The sequence below is a fragment of the Mesorhizobium sp. NPDC059054 genome (assembly GCF_042739215.1).
Lineage (GTDB): Bacteria > Pseudomonadota > Alphaproteobacteria > Rhizobiales > Rhizobiaceae > Mesorhizobium.
Genome location: NZ_JBHYHV010000001.1, coordinates 706,717 through 726,062 on the forward strand (window position 1 = coordinate 706,717; position 19,346 = coordinate 726,062).

The 19,346-nt window shown below is 59.5% G+C and carries 18 protein-coding genes and 1 tRNA gene; 12 read left to right on the forward strand and 7 right to left on the reverse strand.

Annotation, left to right across the window (positions count from 1 at the left end; translation table 11 throughout):
• Positions 1-129 precede the first annotated feature (129 nt).
• Positions 130-1,089, reverse strand: a complete 960-nt coding sequence (locus ACFWXH_RS03340) for a sterol desaturase family protein (protein WP_379117504.1) — start codon at positions 1,087-1,089, stop codon at positions 130-132.
• 220 nt (positions 1,090-1,309) lie between these two features.
• Here ACFWXH_RS03340 and ACFWXH_RS03345 point away from each other — a divergent pair, with 220 nt between their 5' ends.
• Positions 1,310-1,894: a histidine phosphatase family protein gene (locus tag ACFWXH_RS03345; RefSeq protein ID WP_379117505.1), complete on the forward strand. Its 585-nt coding sequence runs from the start codon at positions 1,310-1,312 to the stop codon at positions 1,892-1,894.
• Positions 1,895-2,032: 138 nt separating this feature from the next.
• Here the strand turns inward: ACFWXH_RS03345 and ACFWXH_RS03350 are convergent, their stop codons facing one another.
• Together ACFWXH_RS03350 and ACFWXH_RS03355 are read right to left on the reverse strand one after the other, a co-directional pair.
• The gene (locus ACFWXH_RS03350; protein ID WP_379117507.1) at positions 2,033-3,145 is read right to left on the reverse strand and encodes a pyridoxal phosphate-dependent aminotransferase; all 1,113 of its coding nucleotides are present in this window, start codon (positions 3,143-3,145) and stop codon (positions 2,033-2,035) included.
• Positions 3,146-3,347: 202 nt separating this feature from the next.
• A complete protein-coding gene (locus tag ACFWXH_RS03355; RefSeq protein WP_379117509.1) occupies positions 3,348-4,505 on the reverse strand; it encodes a porin in 1,158 nt (385 codons plus the stop codon).
• Between the two features lie 416 nt (positions 4,506-4,921).
• Between ACFWXH_RS03355 and ACFWXH_RS03360 the strand changes: the two genes are divergently transcribed.
• The 3 genes from ACFWXH_RS03360 to ACFWXH_RS03370 all read left to right on the forward strand — a co-directional run bounded on the left by ACFWXH_RS03360 (position 4,922) and on the right by ACFWXH_RS03370 (position 7,598).
• Positions 4,922-5,012: transfer RNA gene (locus ACFWXH_RS03360), tRNA-Ser, on the forward strand.
• A gap of 203 nt (positions 5,013-5,215) precedes the next feature.
• Positions 5,216-6,307, forward strand: a complete 1,092-nt coding sequence (locus ACFWXH_RS03365) for a porin (protein WP_379117511.1) — start codon at positions 5,216-5,218, stop codon at positions 6,305-6,307.
• A gap of 241 nt (positions 6,308-6,548) precedes the next feature.
• Positions 6,549-7,598, forward strand: coding sequence for a tyrosine-type recombinase/integrase (locus tag ACFWXH_RS03370; protein WP_379117513.1), 1,050 nt, complete (start codon positions 6,549-6,551; stop codon positions 7,596-7,598).
• 60 nt (positions 7,599-7,658) lie between these two features.
• On the opposite strand, the gene ACFWXH_RS03375 is transcribed toward ACFWXH_RS03370, so the two are convergent.
• Entirely contained in the window at positions 7,659-8,540 is an 882-nt protein-coding gene (locus ACFWXH_RS03375; RefSeq protein WP_379117515.1) for an alpha/beta fold hydrolase, read from the reverse strand.
• A 127-nt stretch (positions 8,541-8,667) separates the two neighbouring features.
• Entirely contained in the window at positions 8,668-10,695 is a 2,028-nt protein-coding gene (locus ACFWXH_RS03380; protein WP_379118944.1) for a lytic transglycosylase domain-containing protein, read from the reverse strand.
• A 265-nt stretch (positions 10,696-10,960) separates the two neighbouring features.
• Here ACFWXH_RS03380 and dapA point away from each other — a divergent pair, with 265 nt between their 5' ends.
• The 3 genes from dapA (at position 10,961) to ACFWXH_RS03395 (ending at position 13,281) form a co-directional block, all read left to right on the forward strand.
• Positions 10,961-11,842 carry a 4-hydroxy-tetrahydrodipicolinate synthase gene (dapA, locus tag ACFWXH_RS03385; RefSeq protein ID WP_379117517.1) on the forward strand — a complete coding sequence of 294 codons (882 nt, stop codon included), beginning with the start codon at positions 10,961-10,963 and terminating at the stop codon, positions 11,840-11,842.
• Between the two features lie 206 nt (positions 11,843-12,048).
• Positions 12,049-12,528, forward strand: coding sequence for an SsrA-binding protein SmpB (gene smpB / locus ACFWXH_RS03390; RefSeq protein WP_054308804.1), 480 nt, complete (start codon positions 12,049-12,051; stop codon positions 12,526-12,528).
• A 42-nt stretch (positions 12,529-12,570) separates the two neighbouring features.
• Positions 12,571-13,281 (forward strand): GH25 family lysozyme, encoded by a 711-nt coding sequence (locus tag ACFWXH_RS03395; RefSeq protein ID WP_379117519.1) that lies wholly within the window; start codon positions 12,571-12,573, stop codon positions 13,279-13,281.
• 10 nt (positions 13,282-13,291) lie between these two features.
• Here ACFWXH_RS03395 and ACFWXH_RS03400 read toward each other — a convergent pair whose 3' ends face one another.
• Both ACFWXH_RS03400 and ACFWXH_RS03405 read right to left on the reverse strand, forming a co-directional pair.
• Positions 13,292-13,954 carry a uracil-DNA glycosylase gene (locus ACFWXH_RS03400; RefSeq protein WP_379117521.1) on the reverse strand — a complete coding sequence of 221 codons (663 nt, stop codon included), beginning with the start codon at positions 13,952-13,954 and terminating at the stop codon, positions 13,292-13,294.
• A 32-nt stretch (positions 13,955-13,986) separates the two neighbouring features.
• A complete protein-coding gene (locus tag ACFWXH_RS03405; RefSeq protein WP_379117523.1) occupies positions 13,987-14,580 on the reverse strand; it encodes an NYN domain-containing protein in 594 nt (197 codons plus the stop codon).
• 259 nt (positions 14,581-14,839) lie between these two features.
• Here ACFWXH_RS03405 and rpoZ point away from each other — a divergent pair, with 259 nt between their 5' ends.
• From rpoZ to acpS, 5 genes are all read left to right on the forward strand, one after another.
• A complete protein-coding gene (gene rpoZ, locus ACFWXH_RS03410) occupies positions 14,840-15,241 on the forward strand; it encodes a DNA-directed RNA polymerase subunit omega (RefSeq protein ID WP_054308800.1) in 402 nt (133 codons plus the stop codon).
• A 109-nt stretch (positions 15,242-15,350) separates the two neighbouring features.
• Positions 15,351-17,582: a bifunctional (p)ppGpp synthetase/guanosine-3',5'-bis(diphosphate) 3'-pyrophosphohydrolase gene (locus tag ACFWXH_RS03415; RefSeq protein ID WP_054308799.1), complete on the forward strand. Its 2,232-nt coding sequence runs from the start codon at positions 15,351-15,353 to the stop codon at positions 17,580-17,582.
• Positions 17,583-17,597: 15 nt separating this feature from the next.
• On the forward strand, positions 17,598-18,176 hold the full coding sequence (pyrE, locus tag ACFWXH_RS03420; protein ID WP_379117526.1) for an orotate phosphoribosyltransferase: 579 nt from the start codon (positions 17,598-17,600) through the stop codon (positions 18,174-18,176).
• Between the two features lie 29 nt (positions 18,177-18,205).
• Complete coding sequence (locus ACFWXH_RS03425; protein ID WP_379117528.1) at positions 18,206-18,796, forward strand: DUF2062 domain-containing protein; 591 nt, start codon at positions 18,206-18,208, stop codon at positions 18,794-18,796.
• Entirely contained in the window at positions 18,793-19,206 is a 414-nt protein-coding gene (gene acpS, locus ACFWXH_RS03430) for a holo-ACP synthase (protein WP_054308796.1), read from the forward strand. Before ACFWXH_RS03425 ends, acpS begins: the two co-directional genes overlap by 4 nt.
• Positions 19,207-19,346: the final 140 nt, after the last annotated feature.

Here is a 19,346-nt window from a genome sequence, read left to right on the forward strand (position 1 = left end):
TAAAACGAACGTTCAATTAATTCAAGGTGCGTGTTGAATAGCATGGCTGAATTGGACGAAAGATCAATCGATCCGTTCGATTGACGGAGGCGGAAGGCCGCCCGCCATCGGCAGTTCAGGTTGGGGCGACTACGCTTCCTGGCGCTCAGGTTTGTCCTGATTTGTCTGCCTTGGAGGCTTGCCCAAGATGCGTCGCACGCCCGCCTTGGAGAAGGGCTGCGCAATCTGGCCGAAGAAGCTCTTGTCGATCGTGCCGCTGATGCCGATGTCGGTCGATGAGGGGCGGGCGGGATTGTGATAGGTGCCGAACACCTGATCCCAGATGACGATGTTTTCGCAATAATTGGTGTTGCCTTCGCGCAGGTCGCGCGAATGGTGCCAGCGGTGGATGCAAGGGGTGGTGAAGATTCGATCGAGCAGGCCTGTGCGCATGTCGATGTTGCAATGGGTCAAGAGACCGATGAACACCGACGCCGCGCCGAGCCACAGGAACACCGGCAGCGGCGCGCCGAGCAGGTAAAGCGGCAATTGGCCGAGCAGCATCTTGATCAGCGAATCGACGAAGTGGAAGCGCCCCGTGTTGAGCACCCAAAGCCGCTCGACGCTGTGATGCAAGGCATGGAACCGCCACAACAGCAGGCGTTCATGGCTGAGCCGATGCGCGAAATAGAGCCCGAACTCGGCGATGACCAGGCCGAGAACCGCTTGAGCGAACATTGGAGCCTGGCTCGGCCACAGCGAATAGGAATGCTGCAGCGCTGGCTGTGCAATCGTCGCGACCAGCATCGGAAACGAGGTGGTCACAGCCGCCGCGATCTGGGTCAGACCTTTGGTAACCACCGTGTGTGCGACATTGTTGAAGGTCTCGCCGTCGGGCTCCAGCCAACTTTGTTCATAAGGCATGATGCGTTCGAAAAAAGCGATGACGGCGATGGTCGCAAGATAGACGACGTTGAACCAGAGAATGGGGTGGCCACTTTCGAAAGCGAAATGACTGCCGACCATGCTGGCTACGAAAATCAGCGGCCACAGCGTGACGGACAAAAGCCTGTAAAGCACGCTTTCAGGGTTGAAGCGAAACACCTGCATGCAGTCTCTTCCGGTCCGTTAGCTCAATGGAGGCGCAATATGCCCCGACAGATTGCATCAGCCTTGCATCTTATTGCGATTCGACAACGAAATTTCAGCGGGCGCTTAACTGGTCCATCATCCACAATTGACTTTCGTGTGCGGGCAGCTTTATCGGCCCTGCGTCGATGACGGATTGCCGTCTGTGGTAACTTCCAAGCCTACGAGGCTGTGATTCCGCATGCTTGTCCGTCTCACCATGATCTGTTGCGGGGCGACCGCCGCCAGCCGACGCGGTTTTTTTCCCGCTGATGAGCCACTTGAGGACAAGGCGTTTGAGGGTATTGCGGCGTTGGCTGGGAGTTTGGATGCGGCCGACCGCATCTGGACAAGCCCTGCTGTTCGCGCCCGGCAGACTGCGGAAGCTTTAGATTTGCAGGCGGCGGACACGCCTGCATTGAGCGATCAGGATTTTGGCGCCTGGGCTGGTAGAACTTTCGACGACGTCCAACGCGCCCAGCCGGAAGCGGCGCGCGGCTGGCTGGTTGATCCCGGAGCGGCGCCATCGAATGGCGAGAGTTTTCACGACGTTGCCGCCCGGGTGGCCGGCCTGTTCGACAGGCTGGTGGGTCAACCCGGCCATACAATCGCGGTTACCCATCCAGCCGTGGTTCGTGCGGCGCTTCTACATGTGCTGAAGGCACCGCTCGCCGGATTCCGGTTCATTGATGTGGAGCCCCTCAGCCTGACAGATTTCCGCAGCGACGGGACCCGTTGGGTTCTGCGGGCAACGGGCATAACGGCGCCGAAAGCCCAACGTCGCTAGATCAATCCCAGGAAAAATGTGTACGGTTCCGTCCGGAATTGCGTAAAAACAAAGAGTTAGAGTGTCTCAGCGTTTCCGTAAAAAATGGAAACGCTCCAGATATCGGTCCTTCCTCGCCCGATTGCCGAGGCAGACGGATCAATTACCTTTCGCTGCGGCAATGGCGCCAGGCAGTTCTTCCGCGAGAATGTCGAGCTCGTGATCGAGGCCGACGCTGATGCGGATGCAGCGATCCAGTCCCGCTGCCATCGGTTTGCGGATGAAGACGTCACGCGACAGCAGCGATTGCAGGATTTTGCCCGCGAAGACGCCGTCGCTGCCGCAATCGACGGTGACGAAATTGGTTGCCGAGGGCAGGGGAGTGAGGCCATTGTCGCGTGCGATCGTCGCGATCCGCTGACGTCCCGCTTCGACCTTAGCTACCACCTCCCGCAGCCATGCTTGATCAGCCAGCGCCACGACGCCCGCCTCCTGCGCCATGCGGCTGACGCCATAGTGGTTGCGGATCTTTTCGAAGTCGCTGATCACCTGCTTTTCGCCAAAGGCATACCCCAGCCGGATGCCGGCCAGGCCATAAGCCTTGGAGAAGGTGCGCATGCGGATAAGATTCGGCCGCATCACGTCGATTGCAGGTAAGGCGGATGCTGGTCCCAATTCACCATAAGCTTCGTCCAGCACCAGCATGGTGGTTTCCGGCAGGGCTTCGACGAATCGATTGATTTCACCCGTTTCCCACCAGCTTCCCATCGGATTATCGGGGTTGGAAAGATAGACCAGCGGCGCGTTCTCGCGTTTTGCCGAGGTGAGCAGGCCGTCGAGGCTTTCGCGGTCATTTTCATAGGGCACAGTCACCAGCCGGCCGCCAGCACCGGCAACGTGAAAATTGAAGGTCGGATAGGCCCCGAGTGAGGTCACCACCGGGTCATTTGGCCCAACATACATGCGGGTGAGCAGACCGAGCAGGCCATCGATGCCTTCGCCGACCACGACATTGTCGGCGGAGATACCGAGATGAGCCGCCGCCGCCTGCCTCAGATCATAATTGTCCGGGTCGCAATACATCCACATGTCGCCGGCGATGGCCTGCATGCGCTCAACGACACGCGGGGAGGGACCGAAACTGCTTTCATTGGCGCCAAGACGGGCGCGGAACGGCTTGCCGCGGTCACGTTCCTGCGCCTCCGGGCCGACGAATGGCACCGTAGCCGGCAGCGCTGCGACAATCGTTGAAAGCGGTGGGTATTTTGGCATGGAGAAGCCCCGGATTGCGTTCCGGTTCTGGCTACAGTGATGGGTAGAGGCATGCAAGCATTGAGATGGGCGAAGACGAACCGGTCAGTATGTCCGGTATGATTCCGTCGATCAGCCTCTTTCCCGAAGCCATCCGCTACCGGACGAAAAGAAAACCCGGCGGTTGCCCGCCGGGTTCTGGAAAGTCGAAAGAGACTTTCTCTTAGAAGTCGCGCTGGAAGCGGATCAGGCCACCAATGCTGCTCTCGTCGCTCGCACCGGTCCAGCTGCCGAGGTAATCGGCATCGCCGCGCTTGCCTTCGTTGACGTAATCAACTTCGGCCGTGACGGTGAAGCCTGGAACCAGCTGATGCGCGACGTTGACCGCAACACCGAGGTTTTCCTGCTCGTCATACGACACCTGGGCGTTCAAAGAGGTCTTCTCGCTGAACTTGTAGGTGCCGCCACCCCAGACGGCCCAGTTGCCGCCCCATGGCTTGTAGAAGGTGCGAGCAGCGTTGTCGTCGGTGCCGTAGCCGCCCATGATGAACAGTGCGATCTGATCGGTCGCGTTCACATCCAAGCGAACCTTGCCGGCCCACTCTTCCCAAGAGCTGTTGTAAGCGACGACACCGGAGATGCCGCCCCAGCCCTGGGTGTACTTGGCGCCGAGCACGACGTTCGGAACAGCGCTGTCGATCGTGTTGTTCACGACACCGGGAACCCAGTTGTCAGCAGCGTCACGCACGAAGGTGTCGTATTCGCCAGCACCCTGTTCGAGCGACACGATCGCCGAGAAGCCGTTGCCGGCGTCGAAGGTGTAGCTGATCAGGTTGGTGTCGAACTCGCCGTAAGGAACCAGCGTATCCTGGATGACGTTGCCGGCGTAACCGGTGAAGGTGTCGTAAGCCGACTCGTCCTTACCGACGCGGAGACCACCGAGCTGGATCCAGGCGAAGTTCAGCGAAATGCCGCTGTTGCGAGCCAGATCGGAGCCGTCACCGTTGCCGAAGTTGAAGCGGGTTTCGGTGTAGGTCTTCAGGGTGCCGAGCTCGGTCTCCTGACCGGTCCAGGTCTTCAGCGTGAAGCGAGCCTGCTTGCGCCAGGTGTCCTGTTCCTTGGTAGGCTCAAGACGATCGAAGGCGCGGGCACCGTCGAGCGAGCCGACGTCACCGAAGCCAGCGTCGTAACGGACATAGCCGCCGATGCGCAGGCAGGTCTCGGTGCCCGGGATGTAGAAGTAGCCGGCGCCGTAGACGTCGCAGATCTTGACGTATTCAGCGGGTTCCGGCTCGGCGACGACGACTGCGTCGGCGGCGCGCGCACCGGAAACTGCGAGCAGAGCCGCAGCCGAGCCGAGGAGAAGGCTCTTAATGTTCATTTTCTGACCTCCAGTCAAAAGTTTAAAAACGGGTCTGGGTATTTTTTGCTGAAGGACAGCGTTCCCTGCCCCATCCCCTTACTGAAAAAGATGCGCTGCGCGCCGCTTCTTCGATGTCGACATTACCCATCGGGCTGTCCGGTTCAACAAGGAACGTACAGGCAAAAGCGGTGCCCGGGCGCTATCGGATAGCGTTGTTGCACAAATGACACGATTTTGCCCATGGTCGAAAGCTCTCGTTAACCATGGGGCTTTGATCGGCCCTTGCGAATGGGGATTTCCGCCGAATTTGCGCAGAATCACGGAGCACAGGTGACCTGGACGCGGGTCTCTTTCTCAGGTGTCGTCTTTTTTATGGCCTGATATGCGTTGGCTTATTGATTGTGCCGACCCTTTTCTTTATCCAGCGCCGCAACGGAGAGGTGGCCGAGTGGTCGAAGGCGCTCCCCTGCTAAGGGAGTAGACCTCAAAAGGGTCTCGTGGGTTCGAATCCCATCCTCTCCGCCAGTTTCCCTTTATTCCCTCATTTCGCGGCGGCCCTCAGCGGGCGTTGGTGGCGCACATTTGCTGTCAGTTTGTACCGATGAGCGTTTTTCCATCACTGCGCAGCAATCGTGTAGCTCCAAAAACAATTGCAATAACATATACTTGAAGGAGCTTTGCCTCAATTCCTTCAAAAACAGTGTTCGATTCTGACTGGAGGTCAGAAAATGAACATTAAGAGCCTTCTCCTCGGCTCGGCTGCGGCTCTGCTCGCAGTTTCCGGTGCGCGCGCCGCCGACGCAGTCGTCGTCGCCGAGCCGGAACCCGCTGAATACGTCAAGATCTGCGACGTCTACGGCGCCGGCTACTTCTACATCCCGGGCACCGAGACCTGCCTGCGCATCGGCGGCTATGTCCGTTACGACATCGGCGTGGGTGATCGCGAAGGTCTGACGAACGTCGACGACGTTATGGGTGACGGCGAGCATGACACCTATTGGAAGCAGGCCCGCTTCACGCTGAAGACCTGGACCGGTCAGGAGACCGAGCTCGGCACCCTGAAGACCTACACCGAAACCCGCTTCAACTTCGGCAACAGCGCCGGTGATTATAGCGGACCTGACGGCGCTGGTTGGGATGCCCGCAATAGCGGTATCACCCTGAACTTCGCCTGGATCCAGCTCGGTGGTCTCCGTATCGGTAAGGACGAGTCGGTTTTCGATACCTTCACCGGTTACGCCGGCAACGTCATCGACGATACGATCGTTCCTTACGGCGAGTTCGACACCAACCTGATCAGCTACACCTTCGATGCCGGCAACGGCTTCTCGGCGGTCGTGTCGTTGGAGCAGGGCAAGGGCCTCGATACTCTTGACAGCTACGTGCCGCACGTCGTCGGTGGTGTGAAATACACTGCAGGCTGGGGTGGTATCTCTGGCGTTGTTGCCTACAACAGCGTTTGGGAAGAGTGGGCCGGCAAGGTTCGCTTGGATGTGAAGGCGACCGACCAGATTGACCTGTGGGTCATGGGCGGCTGGGGTTCGGACGACAACGTCACCAAGAACTTCTACAAGCTGTGGGACGGCAACTGGGCTGTCTGGGGCGGCGGCACCTACAAGTTCAACGAGAAGACCTCGTTCAACGTCCAGGCGTCGTATGACGAAGGCAAGACCTTTGGTTTGGCTGCCAACGTTGCGCATCAGCTGGTTCCGGGCTTCACCGTCACGGCCGAAGTTGACTACTACAACAAGGCTGCCAGCGACTGGCACGGCGAGTCGGACGGCGTCGGCGGTATCCTGCGCTTCCAGCGCGACTTCTAAGAGATGTTCTCTCTTTAAGTACCTATCGAACCCGGGCGTCCTGCGCCCGGGTTCTTTTGTTTAGCGTCGGGCTTGGGAAACGAAGGGAAACAGGGGGTGGAACGGTAACTGAAGCGATTTTCTGGACGGTCTCGAAGGGATTCCGGCAGCACCGGAATGAGTCGTCTATGAATTGCTCTCTTGAAAGGACGTCTTCTTGTGGGTATGCCTTGGCGCATCCACAGGGGGGTGTGGCAAAAAGATGTCTCAAGACGCGCTGCAGGAGAGCATGCTCTCCGATCGTTTCGCTGCATTTACGTCTCAGAATATCCGGATCAAATACAACACCGGAAATATCAGGGAAGTAAAATCCTATCGCATCAGTGAACTGTTCTCGCTCTATCGCGACATATTGTGGGACGATGGGCGGCACAAATACAATGTCAGCTCGTTCATTGGCGAGATAGACGAGATTTTGCTTGGAGAGCGCTTTAGTGCGTTCGATCAAAGCACCCTGGACAACCTGATCGGTACCTTGCGCCAACGCGGCAACAGCAACGCAACCATCAATCGCAAGATGGCTGCACTGAGTAAATTGCTGCGCAAGGCTCATAAGATGGGGGATATCCACAGCCTGCCCGAGTTCCGCCGCCAGAAGGAGCGTGCGGGGCGAATCCGTTTCCTCGAAAAGGATGAGGAAGCGCGGCTTTTTGCGGCCATTCGCAGCCGCAGCGAGGACGCCTACAGGCTTGCCGTTTTCCTGGTCGATACCGGCTGTCGTCTTGGTGAAGCCCTGGGGCTGATCTGGAATGACCTGCAGCCGACGCGGGTGAGCTTCTGGATCACCAAGTCTGGGCGCAGTCGTACCATTCCGCTGACGCTGCGTGCCCGGGAGGCCGCCGCTTTCTCAGGTGAAGGGCGGCGCCCGAAAGGTCCGTTCGCCATGCTGAACCAGCCGCAATTCCGTCAGATCTGGAACGAGGCGAAATTGGAGGTCGGTCTTGGTGCCGATGACCAGGTGGTGCCGCATATCCTGCGCCACACCTGTGCTTCGCGCCTCGTTCAGGGGGGCATCGACATCCGCCGCGTGCAGATGTGGCTCGGTCATCAAACCTTGCAAATGACGATGCGCTACGCCCATCTGGCGACCAATGATCTCGACAGCTGCGTCGTCGTCTTGGAAACCCGGCCGATGGAAGATGCCGGGGGAGCGAGCTTGTCGCCCCTTGATGGCGTTTCAGGGAAGCAGCGGAAGCCGCGCGCAAGAAAGAAGCCCGCGGTAGCCGAGGTGGGCGACAAGAAGCGGGCTTGAAGCTCCGGACTTTAGATGTGGGAGCAGTCCGTTGGATCCTATGAGATCATTGACGGCAGGCTAATGTCCTGCCGTTTCGTCTATGAAATCGGCAATTGCCTTGGGCAGATTACCGGTCTCCAGAAACGGAGCATGGCCTTGCCCCTGCACGGTCACGGTCCGTAGTCTTGAATGTCGGCGTGCCATCTCATTCATAGTCGCTTCCGACAGCAACCTCGAGTTGCTGCCTCGAATCGCCAGAATCGGCACATTGCCGAGCGCCTCGAACTGAGGCCAAAGGGTTGGCAGCGGTTTCGATAGGTCGACGCCAGCCAACGTCTCCACCAGCCTCGGGTCGAAATCCGTCACGAGTTTGCCGTCTTCATCGCGATAGATGGCGGCGACCATGCGCTGCCAGTCGGCGGTATTCAGTGCGGGAAAGTCCTGCCCGTGGGCCGCCCTCTGCGCTTCGACAGCTTCCCCGATATTCTGCGGCTGTGGCGCTTTTCCGAGATAGGATTTGATGTGCGCCAGTCCCGCGATTTCCAGTGCGGGACCAACATCGTTGAGCACGATCGCTTTCAGGATCGTGGGTCTCAAGACACCCAGCAGGTGGACGATCAGGCCGCCGCGCGAAGTGCCGATGAAGGCCGCTTCCTTGATGTCCAATTGATCGAGACCGGCGAGAATGTCATTGGCCTCGACGCCCACTGTGTAGTTGCTCAGGTTCGGATCATAGGCGGATTGGCCGCGTCCGCGATAGTCGAATGAAACAACTCTGCGTTGCGTCTTGGCTTCCGTGGATAGATAGAGCGCCAGCTCGTGAAAATCCCGCGCATTTCGCGTTAGGCCCGGCAAACAGACGACCGGCAGCGTGTCCTGATTCTGTTCGCCATAGATCCTGGCGTGCAGTTTCAATCCGTCGGGGGAAGAGTAGAAAAAATCCGAAAAGCTTGCCGTCACACTCGCCGCCTTTGCCTTCGTCGTCTTTCCAAAGGGCTACAGGCGACGGAAGAAGACGTCAAATAGGGTCGTTGTCGAATGAAGCCAGACAACTCTCTCGGGAGAATAGGACGAGCGCCACAGCTGCTCACTTCCGGCCGTTGACGAGGTCGCCGACAATGTCGAATTCACCCGAGATCCGAATTTTGTAGACCTCGTAATTCTCCATCACCCGCTGGACGTAACTTCTTGTTTCCGCATAAGGGATCCGTTCGATCCAGTCGACGACCGTGTCGATGTCCTTGCCACGCGGATCACCGTAGCGCTTGATCCATTGGTCGGCTCGGCGCGGTCCGGCGTTGTAGCCAGCGAAGGTCAACACATAGGAACCGTCATAGCGGTCGAGCTGTTGGCCGAGGAAGGCTGCGCCCAACGTGGCGTTGTAGCCTGGGTCGGTGGTCAGCTTGGTTTGCGAGAATGCCATACCAGCCTTCTTCGCGAGCTGCTCAGCCGTGCCCGGCATCAGCTGCAGAAGGCCGAGCGCGCCAACCCGGGATACCGCGCTGACATTGAATTCGCTTTCCTGGCGTGCAATCGCATAAGCCAATGCCTTGCCGGAACCGGAAATATTCGCGTTTTCCGGAATGACGCCGATTGGGTGTGACAGTGCTCCGACATTGACGCCGTTGGCCGCTGCGATCTTGCCGATTCTCAAAGCGAGGTAGTGATTGCCCTGCTTTTCGGCCATGTCGGCAAGCAAGGCTACCTCGCCGGGACTGGTCAACTGACCAGCCAGATCGACATAGAGCGTATTCGCGTAGCGCTCATACCCGGCTTCCTGCAGGCGGCCGATTGCGGAAACCGCTTCCCGTTTCGAAAAACTCTGCCGGTCGACGTCGCTGGGTTGCGGAGAGGCGATGTTCAGCGTGCGGCTGCCAACACGCTCGCCCGCCAATTGGCCGTAGAAGGTCGTACCGAATGCTGAGGCCTTCGTGAAATAGTCTTTGGAATCGCCCGGTCCACCGGCTTCGGCGGCACGGCCAAGCCAATAGTAGGCACGCGAAAGCGAAAGGCTGCCCTGAGCCAGATTGGCGATACGGGAAAAATGTTCAGCGGCCTTGGCGGGATCGTTCAAACCGCGCAGGGCATACCAGCCGGCATGGAATTCGGCGTCAGCGGCGTTGGTCGGGCTTTCCGCCATGTGTGCCGCGACGATCCGGTAGGCTGTCTTCATGTCCCCCTTGTCGACCAGCTCGCGCGAAAGCACGCGCCGCTCGATCCACCACGCATCCGGGTCGACGAGCGCTGCGCGGTCGCTTGGCGCTTTCTGGATCAAGGCCGCGGCGTCGGCGAATTTCTTGCGCTTGCGCAGATATTCGGCCTCGGCGAACAGATAGCCTGCGGAGCGCTGTTCCGTTGGAACGGCAGCCAGCAGTTTCGCCGTGTTCTTGTCGCCCTGCGATGCCGCCGCCCAGGCATCGGCCAGTTCCTTCGCGCCTGCCAGCATGGCGACGCGCTGTGCCGAGCCAACCCGGTCGGCATAGAACATGCGCTCCATGCGATAACGATGATCCGCCGTAGGAATGATCGGGCCGAATTCGTTGATGATGGCTGTTTCGTCTTTCGCTTCCAGTTTTTCAGTGCGCCAGAATGGGGAAAGCACGGATTGCGCCGCCTTCACATCGCCCGTGGCCACATAGGCACGGGAGAGCACGATTATACCCTCGACCGTCTGTGGCTGGCTGCCGTTGAAAGCTTTGATGACGATGTCTGCGGCTGGATTCTCGCGCGCCAGCGCACGTTCACTGTTCCTGCGCAGCGTTGCCATGCCCGGCCAACCGGGCAGCAGTTCGGAAGCTGCTGCGATTTCGCCGGATGGCACCTTGTCGCCGCCATAGAGCGCGATCGCCCAGGCCAGGATGTGATGGTCGAGCGAAGAAGCGGGCAGGCTGTCGCGGGCTGCGCGCGCACCGTCGAAATTCTTGGCAGCGAGCGCGTCCAGCCCGATCTTCAATTGCATTGGGTTGAAAGCAGGCAAGTCCTGCTTGTTCGGCACGGGGAACATGGGCAGCGCCTCGGACAGCCGCTTCTCGATGCCGCTGCCAATGGCGATCGCCGGCGCCAGCACCACGACCGCGCCCAAAATAGCAAAACGATAGAGCCGCCTAGTCATGATTCCGGTCTGTTCAAAGGTGTCGGCGCGCTACAGATAGGTTGGTGTTGTGAAAAGCCCAGCGGTTGGTTGCGCAACTCCGATAAAAGAAAGGTTATCGGTTCGGTTTCCTTTGCCGTCTTCCGCGCTGGCTCTACTTGCTCCAGAACAGTGTCGAGACTATGGTGCCCGGCCTTTCGATGGGCTAGAGCCGGTTTGGATCGGCCTGGGTCGATCGACACCTGAAAAAAGAAGCTTGGAAACCGCTGGGTTCCGTGGAGTTGAAGATATGCTGAGAGGCTCGCTGACTGCGCTCGTTACACCGTTCGAAAAGAGCGGGCGCTTCGACGAGAAAGCCTTTCGCGCGCTCGTTGCCTGGCAGTTGGAGGAAGGAACCGCTGGGTTGGTTCCGGTAGGCACCACCGGTGAGTCGCCGACGCTGTCGCATGAAGAGCATCGCCACGTCGTGAAGACCTGCATCGAGGTCGCCGGCGGGCGCGTGCCCGTTGTGGCGGGCGCTGGTTCCAACAACACGGAAGAAGCGGTCGGACTGGTGCAGTTTGCCGAACAGGTCGGTGCCGACGCCGCTCTCGTAGTGACGCCTTATTACAACCGGCCCACCCAGCGCGGACTCTATCAGCACTTCGCCACCGTCGCCAAGGCAACGAAGCTGCCGATCATCATCTACAACATTCCGCCGCGTTCGGTGATCGACATGATGCCGGAGACGATGGGGCAGTTGGCCAATGATTTCAAAAACATCGTTGGCGTGAAGGATGCCACCGGCAAGATCGAGCGCGTGTCTGAACAGCGGGCCGCCTGCGGCAAGGATTTCATCCAGCTTTCTGGCGAGGATGCGACCGCTCTGGGCTTCAACGCGCATGGGGGTGTTGGCTGTATTTCGGTCACCTCCAATGTTGCGCCGCGCCTGTGCGCCGAATTCCAGGAGGCTACACTGGCCAACGACAAGGAGCGTGCCTTGGATCTGCAGGATCGTCTGTTGCCGCTGCACAAGGCGATCTTCGTCGAGCCAGGGGTCTCCGGTGCCAAATACGCGCTTTCGCGGCTCGGCCGTATCGAAAACGTGGTGCGCTCGCCGCTGATGACGGTGGAAGAAAGCACCGCTGCCAAGATCGATGCTGCGATGAAGTTCGCGGGTCTGTTGAACTAGCTGTTACGGCTCTGGAGCGTTTTCGTTTTTCGCGGAAACGCTCTAACTCTTTGTTTTTGCGCAATTCCGGACAGAAACCGTTACACACTTTTCCCGGAATCGCTCTTGCGGAATTCGGCCCGCAGCGCCATTTGATGGCTTCTTTTCCGATACGCCCAGGATGGTAATGCCATCGGGGCATCGACAGTTGAATGAAATAGAATGCCATGAACCAGGTGAAGAAGGCCGATCCCAATAACAAGGTCGCCGCGGAAAACCGCAAGGCGCGCTTTTCCTATGAGGTGCTCGACACGGTCGAGACGGGCTTGGTGCTGACCGGCACCGAGGTGAAGTCGTTGCGCCAGGGCCAGGCCAACATCCAGGAATCCTATGCTTCGGTGGAGGATGGCGGCATCTGGCTGATCAATTCGTATCTGCCGGAATATCTGCAGGGCAACCGCTTCAACCACGAGCCGCGCCGTCGCCGCAAACTGCTGCTCAACAAGCGCGAGATCGCCAAACTGGGGCAGGGCGTTGCCCGCGATGGCATGACGCTGGTGCCGCTCAAGATCTATTTCAACGACAAGGGCAGGGCGAAGCTCCTGCTGGGGTTGGCGCGCGGCAAGAAGCTGCACGACAAACGCGAGACGGAAAAACAGCGCGACTGGGCACGCGAAAAGGGCAGGCTGCTGAAGGAACGGGGATGACGGACAGCGCCAGTCCCGTCGGCTACGAACTGTTCATGCATCATGGCTAACAAGACAGTGCGGTTGCTGCGCGTTGTTGTTGTCGCCCTGATCGCCGCAGGCGTCCTGGCTGCCATTGGATTCTGGTATTTCAGAGCCTTTTCCCCGGACCGGCAAAGATATCCAGTACGTGGGGTCGACGTCTCCCATCATCAGGGAAAGATCGACTGGAGACGTGTCGCCGCAGATGACGTAGCCTTCGCCGTGATAAAGGCGACGGAAGGTGGCGATCATGTCGACGATGCCTTCGCGACCAATCTCCGCGAGGCCCGCGCCGCTGGCCTTGCCGTGGGTGCCTATCATTTCTTCACGTTCTGTCGTCCCGGAGCCGATCAGGCGCGGAATTTCCTTTCTGTGGTGCCTCGCGACCAGCCAATACTGCCGCCGGTCGTGGATATCGAGTTTGGTGGCAATTGCCCGCGTCGCCCGACACCGGAAGAACTGCGCACGGAACTCAACGCTTTCCTGGAATTGGTGGAAGCGCAATTCGGCAAGCCGGCCATCGTCTATCTGATTGGCGAGGCCGTCGATCTCTATGAAACCGTCATACCGGCGCGGGAACGCTGGGTGCGGTCACTTGTGCTTCATCCAGGCAATGAAAACTGGGTGTACTGGCAATACCATAACCGTGGCCATGTCGATGGTATCGAAGGTGCCGTCGATCTCAACGTCCTGCAGGGGACGCCAGCCAGATTGATCGAGCTGACGCGGTAGCCAGCCGGTTCTATTTTTCGAGGAAATTGGCGATATCTCCAAACACTTTCACGAACATCTCCGTCGTGAGCACGCCGGTGTTCGTGTTGTAGCGTGAGCAATGATAGCTGGAGAACAGCTGGATCTTGCCTGCATCATAGCTGGCGCCGTGCTTGAACGGGAATGCGGCAACGCGCTGCCCAAGCGCTCGAACGGTCGATTGGTGCGCAATCGCCCCCAGCGTCAGGATTGCACGCAGATTCGGAAAACGCGCTATCGTCGGGACCAGGAAAGCCCGGCAGGTTGCAATCTCCGGACCGGTTGGTTTGTTCTCCGGCGGCACACAGCGCACGGCGTTGACGATGGCCGTGTTGACCAGCTCCAGGCTGTCGTCCGGCCGTGCCTCGAAGCGCCCACGCGCGAAACCATGGGCAATCAGCGTTGAATAGAGCAGGTCGCCGGCATAGTCGCCGGTGAAGGGGCGTCCAGTGCGGTTGGCACCGCGCAGGCCGGGCGCCAGACCTACAATCAGCAGACGTACGCTATCTTCGCGATCCGACGGGGCGCTCGCAGGCAAGAATGCCGGAACGGGGCCGTTGAACCAGCCAGGCTCGCGTTGCCGCCAGCCTGCGATGAAATCATGCAGGCGTGGACAAAGTGGACAATCGTGACTTGGTTCGGCGGAGGCGAGCATGCCTGGGTGCTACCATCTGCCGGCCCCCATCATCAATACTGGTCGTCATCTTCATCATCCTGAGCGGCCGCCGGCTCAGGGCGCCGGGCCGGCCGGTCGGTCGGATCGCGGCCAACCTCGTTCTTCAAGGTCATCAGGTCGATGAAATGGTCGGCCTGACGGCGAAGGTCGTCGGAGATCATCGGCGGTTGCGAGGCCATGGTCGAGACGATGGAGACCTTGCGGCCACGTCGCTGCAAGGCTTCCACCAGGGTGCGGAAATCGCCATCGCCGGAAAAGAGGACGTAGTGGTCGACGACATCGGCAAGTTCCAGCGCGTCCACCGTCAATTCTATGTCCATATTGCCCTTGATCTTGCGGCGACCGGCGGCATCGGTGAATTCCTTGGCCGGCTTGGTCACGACCTTGAAACCGTTATAGTCGAGCCAGTCGATCAGGGGGCGGATCGAGGAATATTCCTGATCCTCGACCAGCGCAGTGTAATAATAAGCGCGCAGGAGGTAGCCGCGCTTCTGGAAACTGGCCAGAAGTTTGCGGTAGTCGATGTCGAAGCCGAGGGAACGGGAAGTTGCATAAAGATTGGCGCCGTCGATGAAAAGAGCGATCTTTTCGCGTGGGTCGAACATAGCAATATCCTTCTTGAAAATAGGCAATGCGATAAGTACGTCTGGCAAGGTTTCTTAAGAAAACCGCCAAGCCCTTATTCTTTCGGAAATAACGCCGGGATGATGGCATTCCAAGAGTGGGCGGAGATCGAGCAAGAAATTGTGATCGTCAGCAGGCCGGTGAAGGTGCTTGAGACGCGCCGTGCTTGTATTCCGGGCCGGTTCGGGCTATGGAGCCCGCCGGATTTCCAATAGATCAAGAGCATGAAAGGGGCATCGAATGGCCCGCGTAACCGTTGAAGATTGCATCGACAAGGTCGACAACCGCTTCGAGCTGGTGCTGTTGGCCGGTCACCGCGCCCGGCAGATCAGCCAGGGTGCGATGATCACCGTGCCGCGTGACAACGACAAGAACCCGGTCGTGGCGCTGCGCGAGATCGCTGATGAGACGCTCTCGCCGGGCGACCTCAAGGAAGACCTGATCCATTCGCTGCAGAAGCATGTCGAGGTCGATGAGCCGGAAGCACCGGAAGCCGAGGCGATCACCGATCAGACCGGAACCGCTGTTGCGGCCGATGCCGACGAGCCGGAAGAGAGCATCACTTTCGACCGCATGTCGGAAGAGGATCTGCTGGCTGGTATCGAAGGCCTGGTGGCTCCGGAAAAGAACGACGATTATTGATAGCCGACGGGGCTTAAGCCCTTTCGCGCCATAGTTTTCGTGGCTATTTGTGACATGCGTCGCCTGCTTGGCGGCGCATGATTCATTTCAGCGTTGCGAGAATCCGCCCATGATGCGTCAGTATGAGCTTGTCGAGCGCGTCCAGCGCTACAAGCCGGACGTCAACGAGGCGCTGCTCAACAAGGCCTACGTTTACGCCATGCAAAAGCATGGCCACCAGAAACGTGCCTCTGGCGATCCTTATTTCTCGCACCCGCTCGAAGTCGCCGCCATCCTCACCGACATGCATCTGGACGAGGCGACCATTGCGGTTGCGCTGCTCCACGACACGATCGAGGACACCACGGCCACGCGCGCCGAGATCGACGAGTTGTTCGGTCCTGACATGGGCAAGCTGGTCGAAGGGCTGACCAAACTCAAGAAGCTCGATCTCGTCTCCAAGAAAGCCGAACAGGCGGAAAACCTGCGCAAGCTTCTGCTGGCGATTTCGGAGGATGTGCGCGTCCTTCTCGTCAAGCTGGCAGATCGCCTGCATAACATGCGCACCCTCGACCATATGCGCGATGACAAGCGCCTGCGTATCGCCGAGGAGACGATGGAAATCTATGCGCCGCTGGCTGGGCGCATGGGCATGCAAGGCATGCGCGAGGAGCTGGAGGAGATCGCCTTCCGCTACATCAATCCGGAGGCCTACCGCACGGTGACGGCGCGTCTTGCCGAAATCTCGGAACGCAACAAGGGAGTGCTTGCCGAGATCGAGCAGGCGCTTTCGGCTTTGTTCGAGAAGCACGCCATCAAGGCCAGCGTCAAAAGCCGTCAGAAGAAGCCGTGGTCGGTTTTCCGAAAAATGGAAGCCAAAGCGCTGTCCTTCGAACAACTGTCCGACATTTTCGGCTTCCGTGTCGTCGTCGACACGGTCGAGGACTGTTATCGGGCTTTGGGCCTCATCCATACGACATGGTCGATGGTGCCCGGCCGCTTCAAGGATTACATCTCGACACCGAAGCAGAATGACTACCGCTCGATTCACACCACCATCGTCGGCCCTTCGCGCCAGCGCGTCGAACTGCAGATCCGCACGCGTGAAATGAACAAGATCGCCGAATACGGCGTCGCCGCCCATTCGATCTACAAGGACGCCGGTGGCAAGGCTAACGGGGCCACGCACACCATCTCCAAGGAAACCAACGCCTATGCTTGGCTGCGTCGCACCATCGAGCAGTTGGCCGAGGGCGACAATCCAGAAGATTTCCTGGAGAACACCAAGCTGGAACTGTTCCAGGACCAGGTGTTCTGTTTTACCCCGAAGGGCATGCTGATCGCGCTACCGCGCGGCGCCACACCCATCGACTTCGCCTATGCCGTTCATACCGATGTCGGTGACACTTGCGTCGGCGCCAAGGTCAATGGCCGTGTCATGCCGCTGATGACTGAGTTGAAGAACGGTGACGAGGTCGAGATCATCCGCTCGAAGGCGCAGGTGCCGCCGGCAGCCTGGGAATCCATCGTCGTCACCGGCAAGGCGCGCGCCGCCATCCGCCGCGCCACCAAGAACGCTATTCGCAAGCAATATTCAGGTCTAGGCCTGCGTATCCTCGAACGCGCTTTCGAACGTAGCGGTAAAACCTTCTCGAAGGAAAACCTGAAGCCGGTGCTGCACCGGCTGGCGCGCAAGGATATTGAGGACGTTCTGGCTGCTGTCGGTCGCGGCGAACTGGCCTCGGCGGATGTCCTGAAGGCCGTGTTCCCCGACTACAAGGATGAACGCGTCACGGTCACTCCGCCCAAGCAGCGTGAGGAAGGCTGGTCGCGTATCCGCAATGCCGCGGGCATGCTGTTCCAGATGCCAGGCAGAGCCGCGCGCCGTGACAAGACGCAGCCGAAGGACGATGCGGCAGTACCGATCCGTGGCGTGCGCGGCGATCTGCCGGTGCGCTTCGCGCCTGAAGGCGCGGTTCCCGGGGACCGTATCGTCGGCATCATCCAGCCCGGCTCCGGCATCACCATCTATCCGATCCAGTCGCCGTCGCTGACGGCCTTCGATGACCAGCCGGAGCGGTGGATCGACGTGCGCTGGGATATCGATGAGAACAACCGCGAGCGTTTTCCGGCACGCGTTTCAGTGACGGCCATCAATGCGCCAGGTTCGCTTGCCGATATCGCACAAGTGGTGGCGTCGAACGACGCCAACATCCATACGCTGTCGATGGTGCGCACGGCCCCCGACTTCACCGAAATGCTGATCGATCTGGAAGTCTGGGATCTGAAGCACTTGAACAGGCTGCTGTCGCAGCTCAAGGAAAACTCGAGCGTCAGCGATGCGCGGCGCGTCAATGGATGATTGGAACAGCAAGGCATGAACACGGCTGAAGTGCTCGATATCTTTCGCTCGGCGGGCGCAGTGCTCGAAGGACATTTTATCCTCACTTCCGGCCTGCGCAGCCCTACCTTCCTGCAGAAGGCACGGGTGTTCATGCATGCGGACAAGACCGAGCGCTTGTGCAAGGCGTTGGCCGAAAAGATCCGCGCGAGTGTGAAGGAGCCGATCGACTATGTCGTCGGCCCGGCGGTCGGCGGCTTGATCCCGGCCTATGAAACTTCGCGTCATCTTGGCGTGCCGGCGATCTGGGTCGAGCGCGAGCAAGGCGTGTTCAGATTGCGCCGTTTCGAGATCGAGAAGGGCGCGCGTGTCGTCATCGTGGAAGACATCGTCACCACGGGCCTGTCGATCCGCGAGACGATCGACTGTCTGCACGATCTCGGCGCCGAAGTGTTGGCGGCCGCCTGCATCATCGACCGTTCTGCCGGCAAAACCGATGTTGGGGTGCCGCTGATTGCGCTCGCGCAATATGAGGTTCCGGCGTATCCTGCCGATCAGTTGCCGCCCGAGCTGGCCGCCATTCCGCCGGTGAAGCCGGGCAGCCGTACGCTCTGAATGGCCTGGGTGGGTTTGGCCTGATCGACATGTTGTTCAAGCGCAGAAAAGCGGAAAGTTTCGGTGAACGCCTGCGCGTCTGGCTTTGGCCGCGCCGCTCGTTGTCGCGTTCGCTGCGCTACTACGCCAAGCGCGTCGTACGGTTGAAGGCAACGCCGCACGCCGTAGCCGCCGGGGTGGCGGCAGGTGTGTTCGCATCTTTCTTCCCGCTCGGCCTGCACTTCGTCGTTGCCGCAGCCGTATGCTGGCTGGTCGCGGGCAATCTGGTGGCCGCCGCCATCGGTACCGCGCTCGGAAACCCGCTGACCATGCCGTTCTTGTGGGGGGCTTCCTGGGAGACCGGCAAACTGATCCTGCACGAGCACCTGCCTCACAAAAGGGTACCGCAACATCTCGGCGCCATGATGGAGCATTTGAGCCTGTCGCAGTTGTGGGAGCCGGTGCTGAAGCCGATGACGATCGGTGCGGTTCCGCTTGGTCTTCTGACTGGATGTGTCGCCTATGGGCTTACGCGGTGGGGTATGACGGCGTTTCGGGAGCGCCGGCGTCGGCGGCTCGCCGAAAGGGCGGCGCGTCGCCAGATATCCGGATCCGATGCATTGGGTTCGGCGACACGATGATTATCGGCATTGGCTCTGATCTGATCGACATCCGCCGGATCGAGAAGTCGCTTGAGCGGCACGGTGAGCGTTTCATCCGGCGGGTCTACACGGACGTAGAACAGGCCCGCTCGGAAGGTCGCAGGACCCGCGCTGCCTCTTACGCCAAGCGGTTCGCCGCCAAGGAAGCCTGCGCAAAGGCACTCGGTACCGGGATCGCGCAAGGTGTCTACTGGCGTGACATGGGCGTAGCCAATCTGCCCAGTGGCAAGCCGACCATGGTTTTGACCGGCGGCGCTGCCGTGCACCTTGGAAAACTGCTGCCGGCAGGGCATCAGGCGTTGGTCCACTTGACCATCACCGACGACTATCCGCTTGCTCAAGCCTTTGTGATTATTGAGGCGCTGCCGGTCGTAGAAGCGCCACAGTGATGGACACTGAAGGTTATTGGCGTTGCCCGGCAGACAGCGACCCCGTATATGAACCGGCGGGACAGCGTATCGGTCCGAAATCGGAATCGATTTTCGGCAAGCACGATGCGTGGATACAAAGTGTTAGAGCGTCCTTTGTG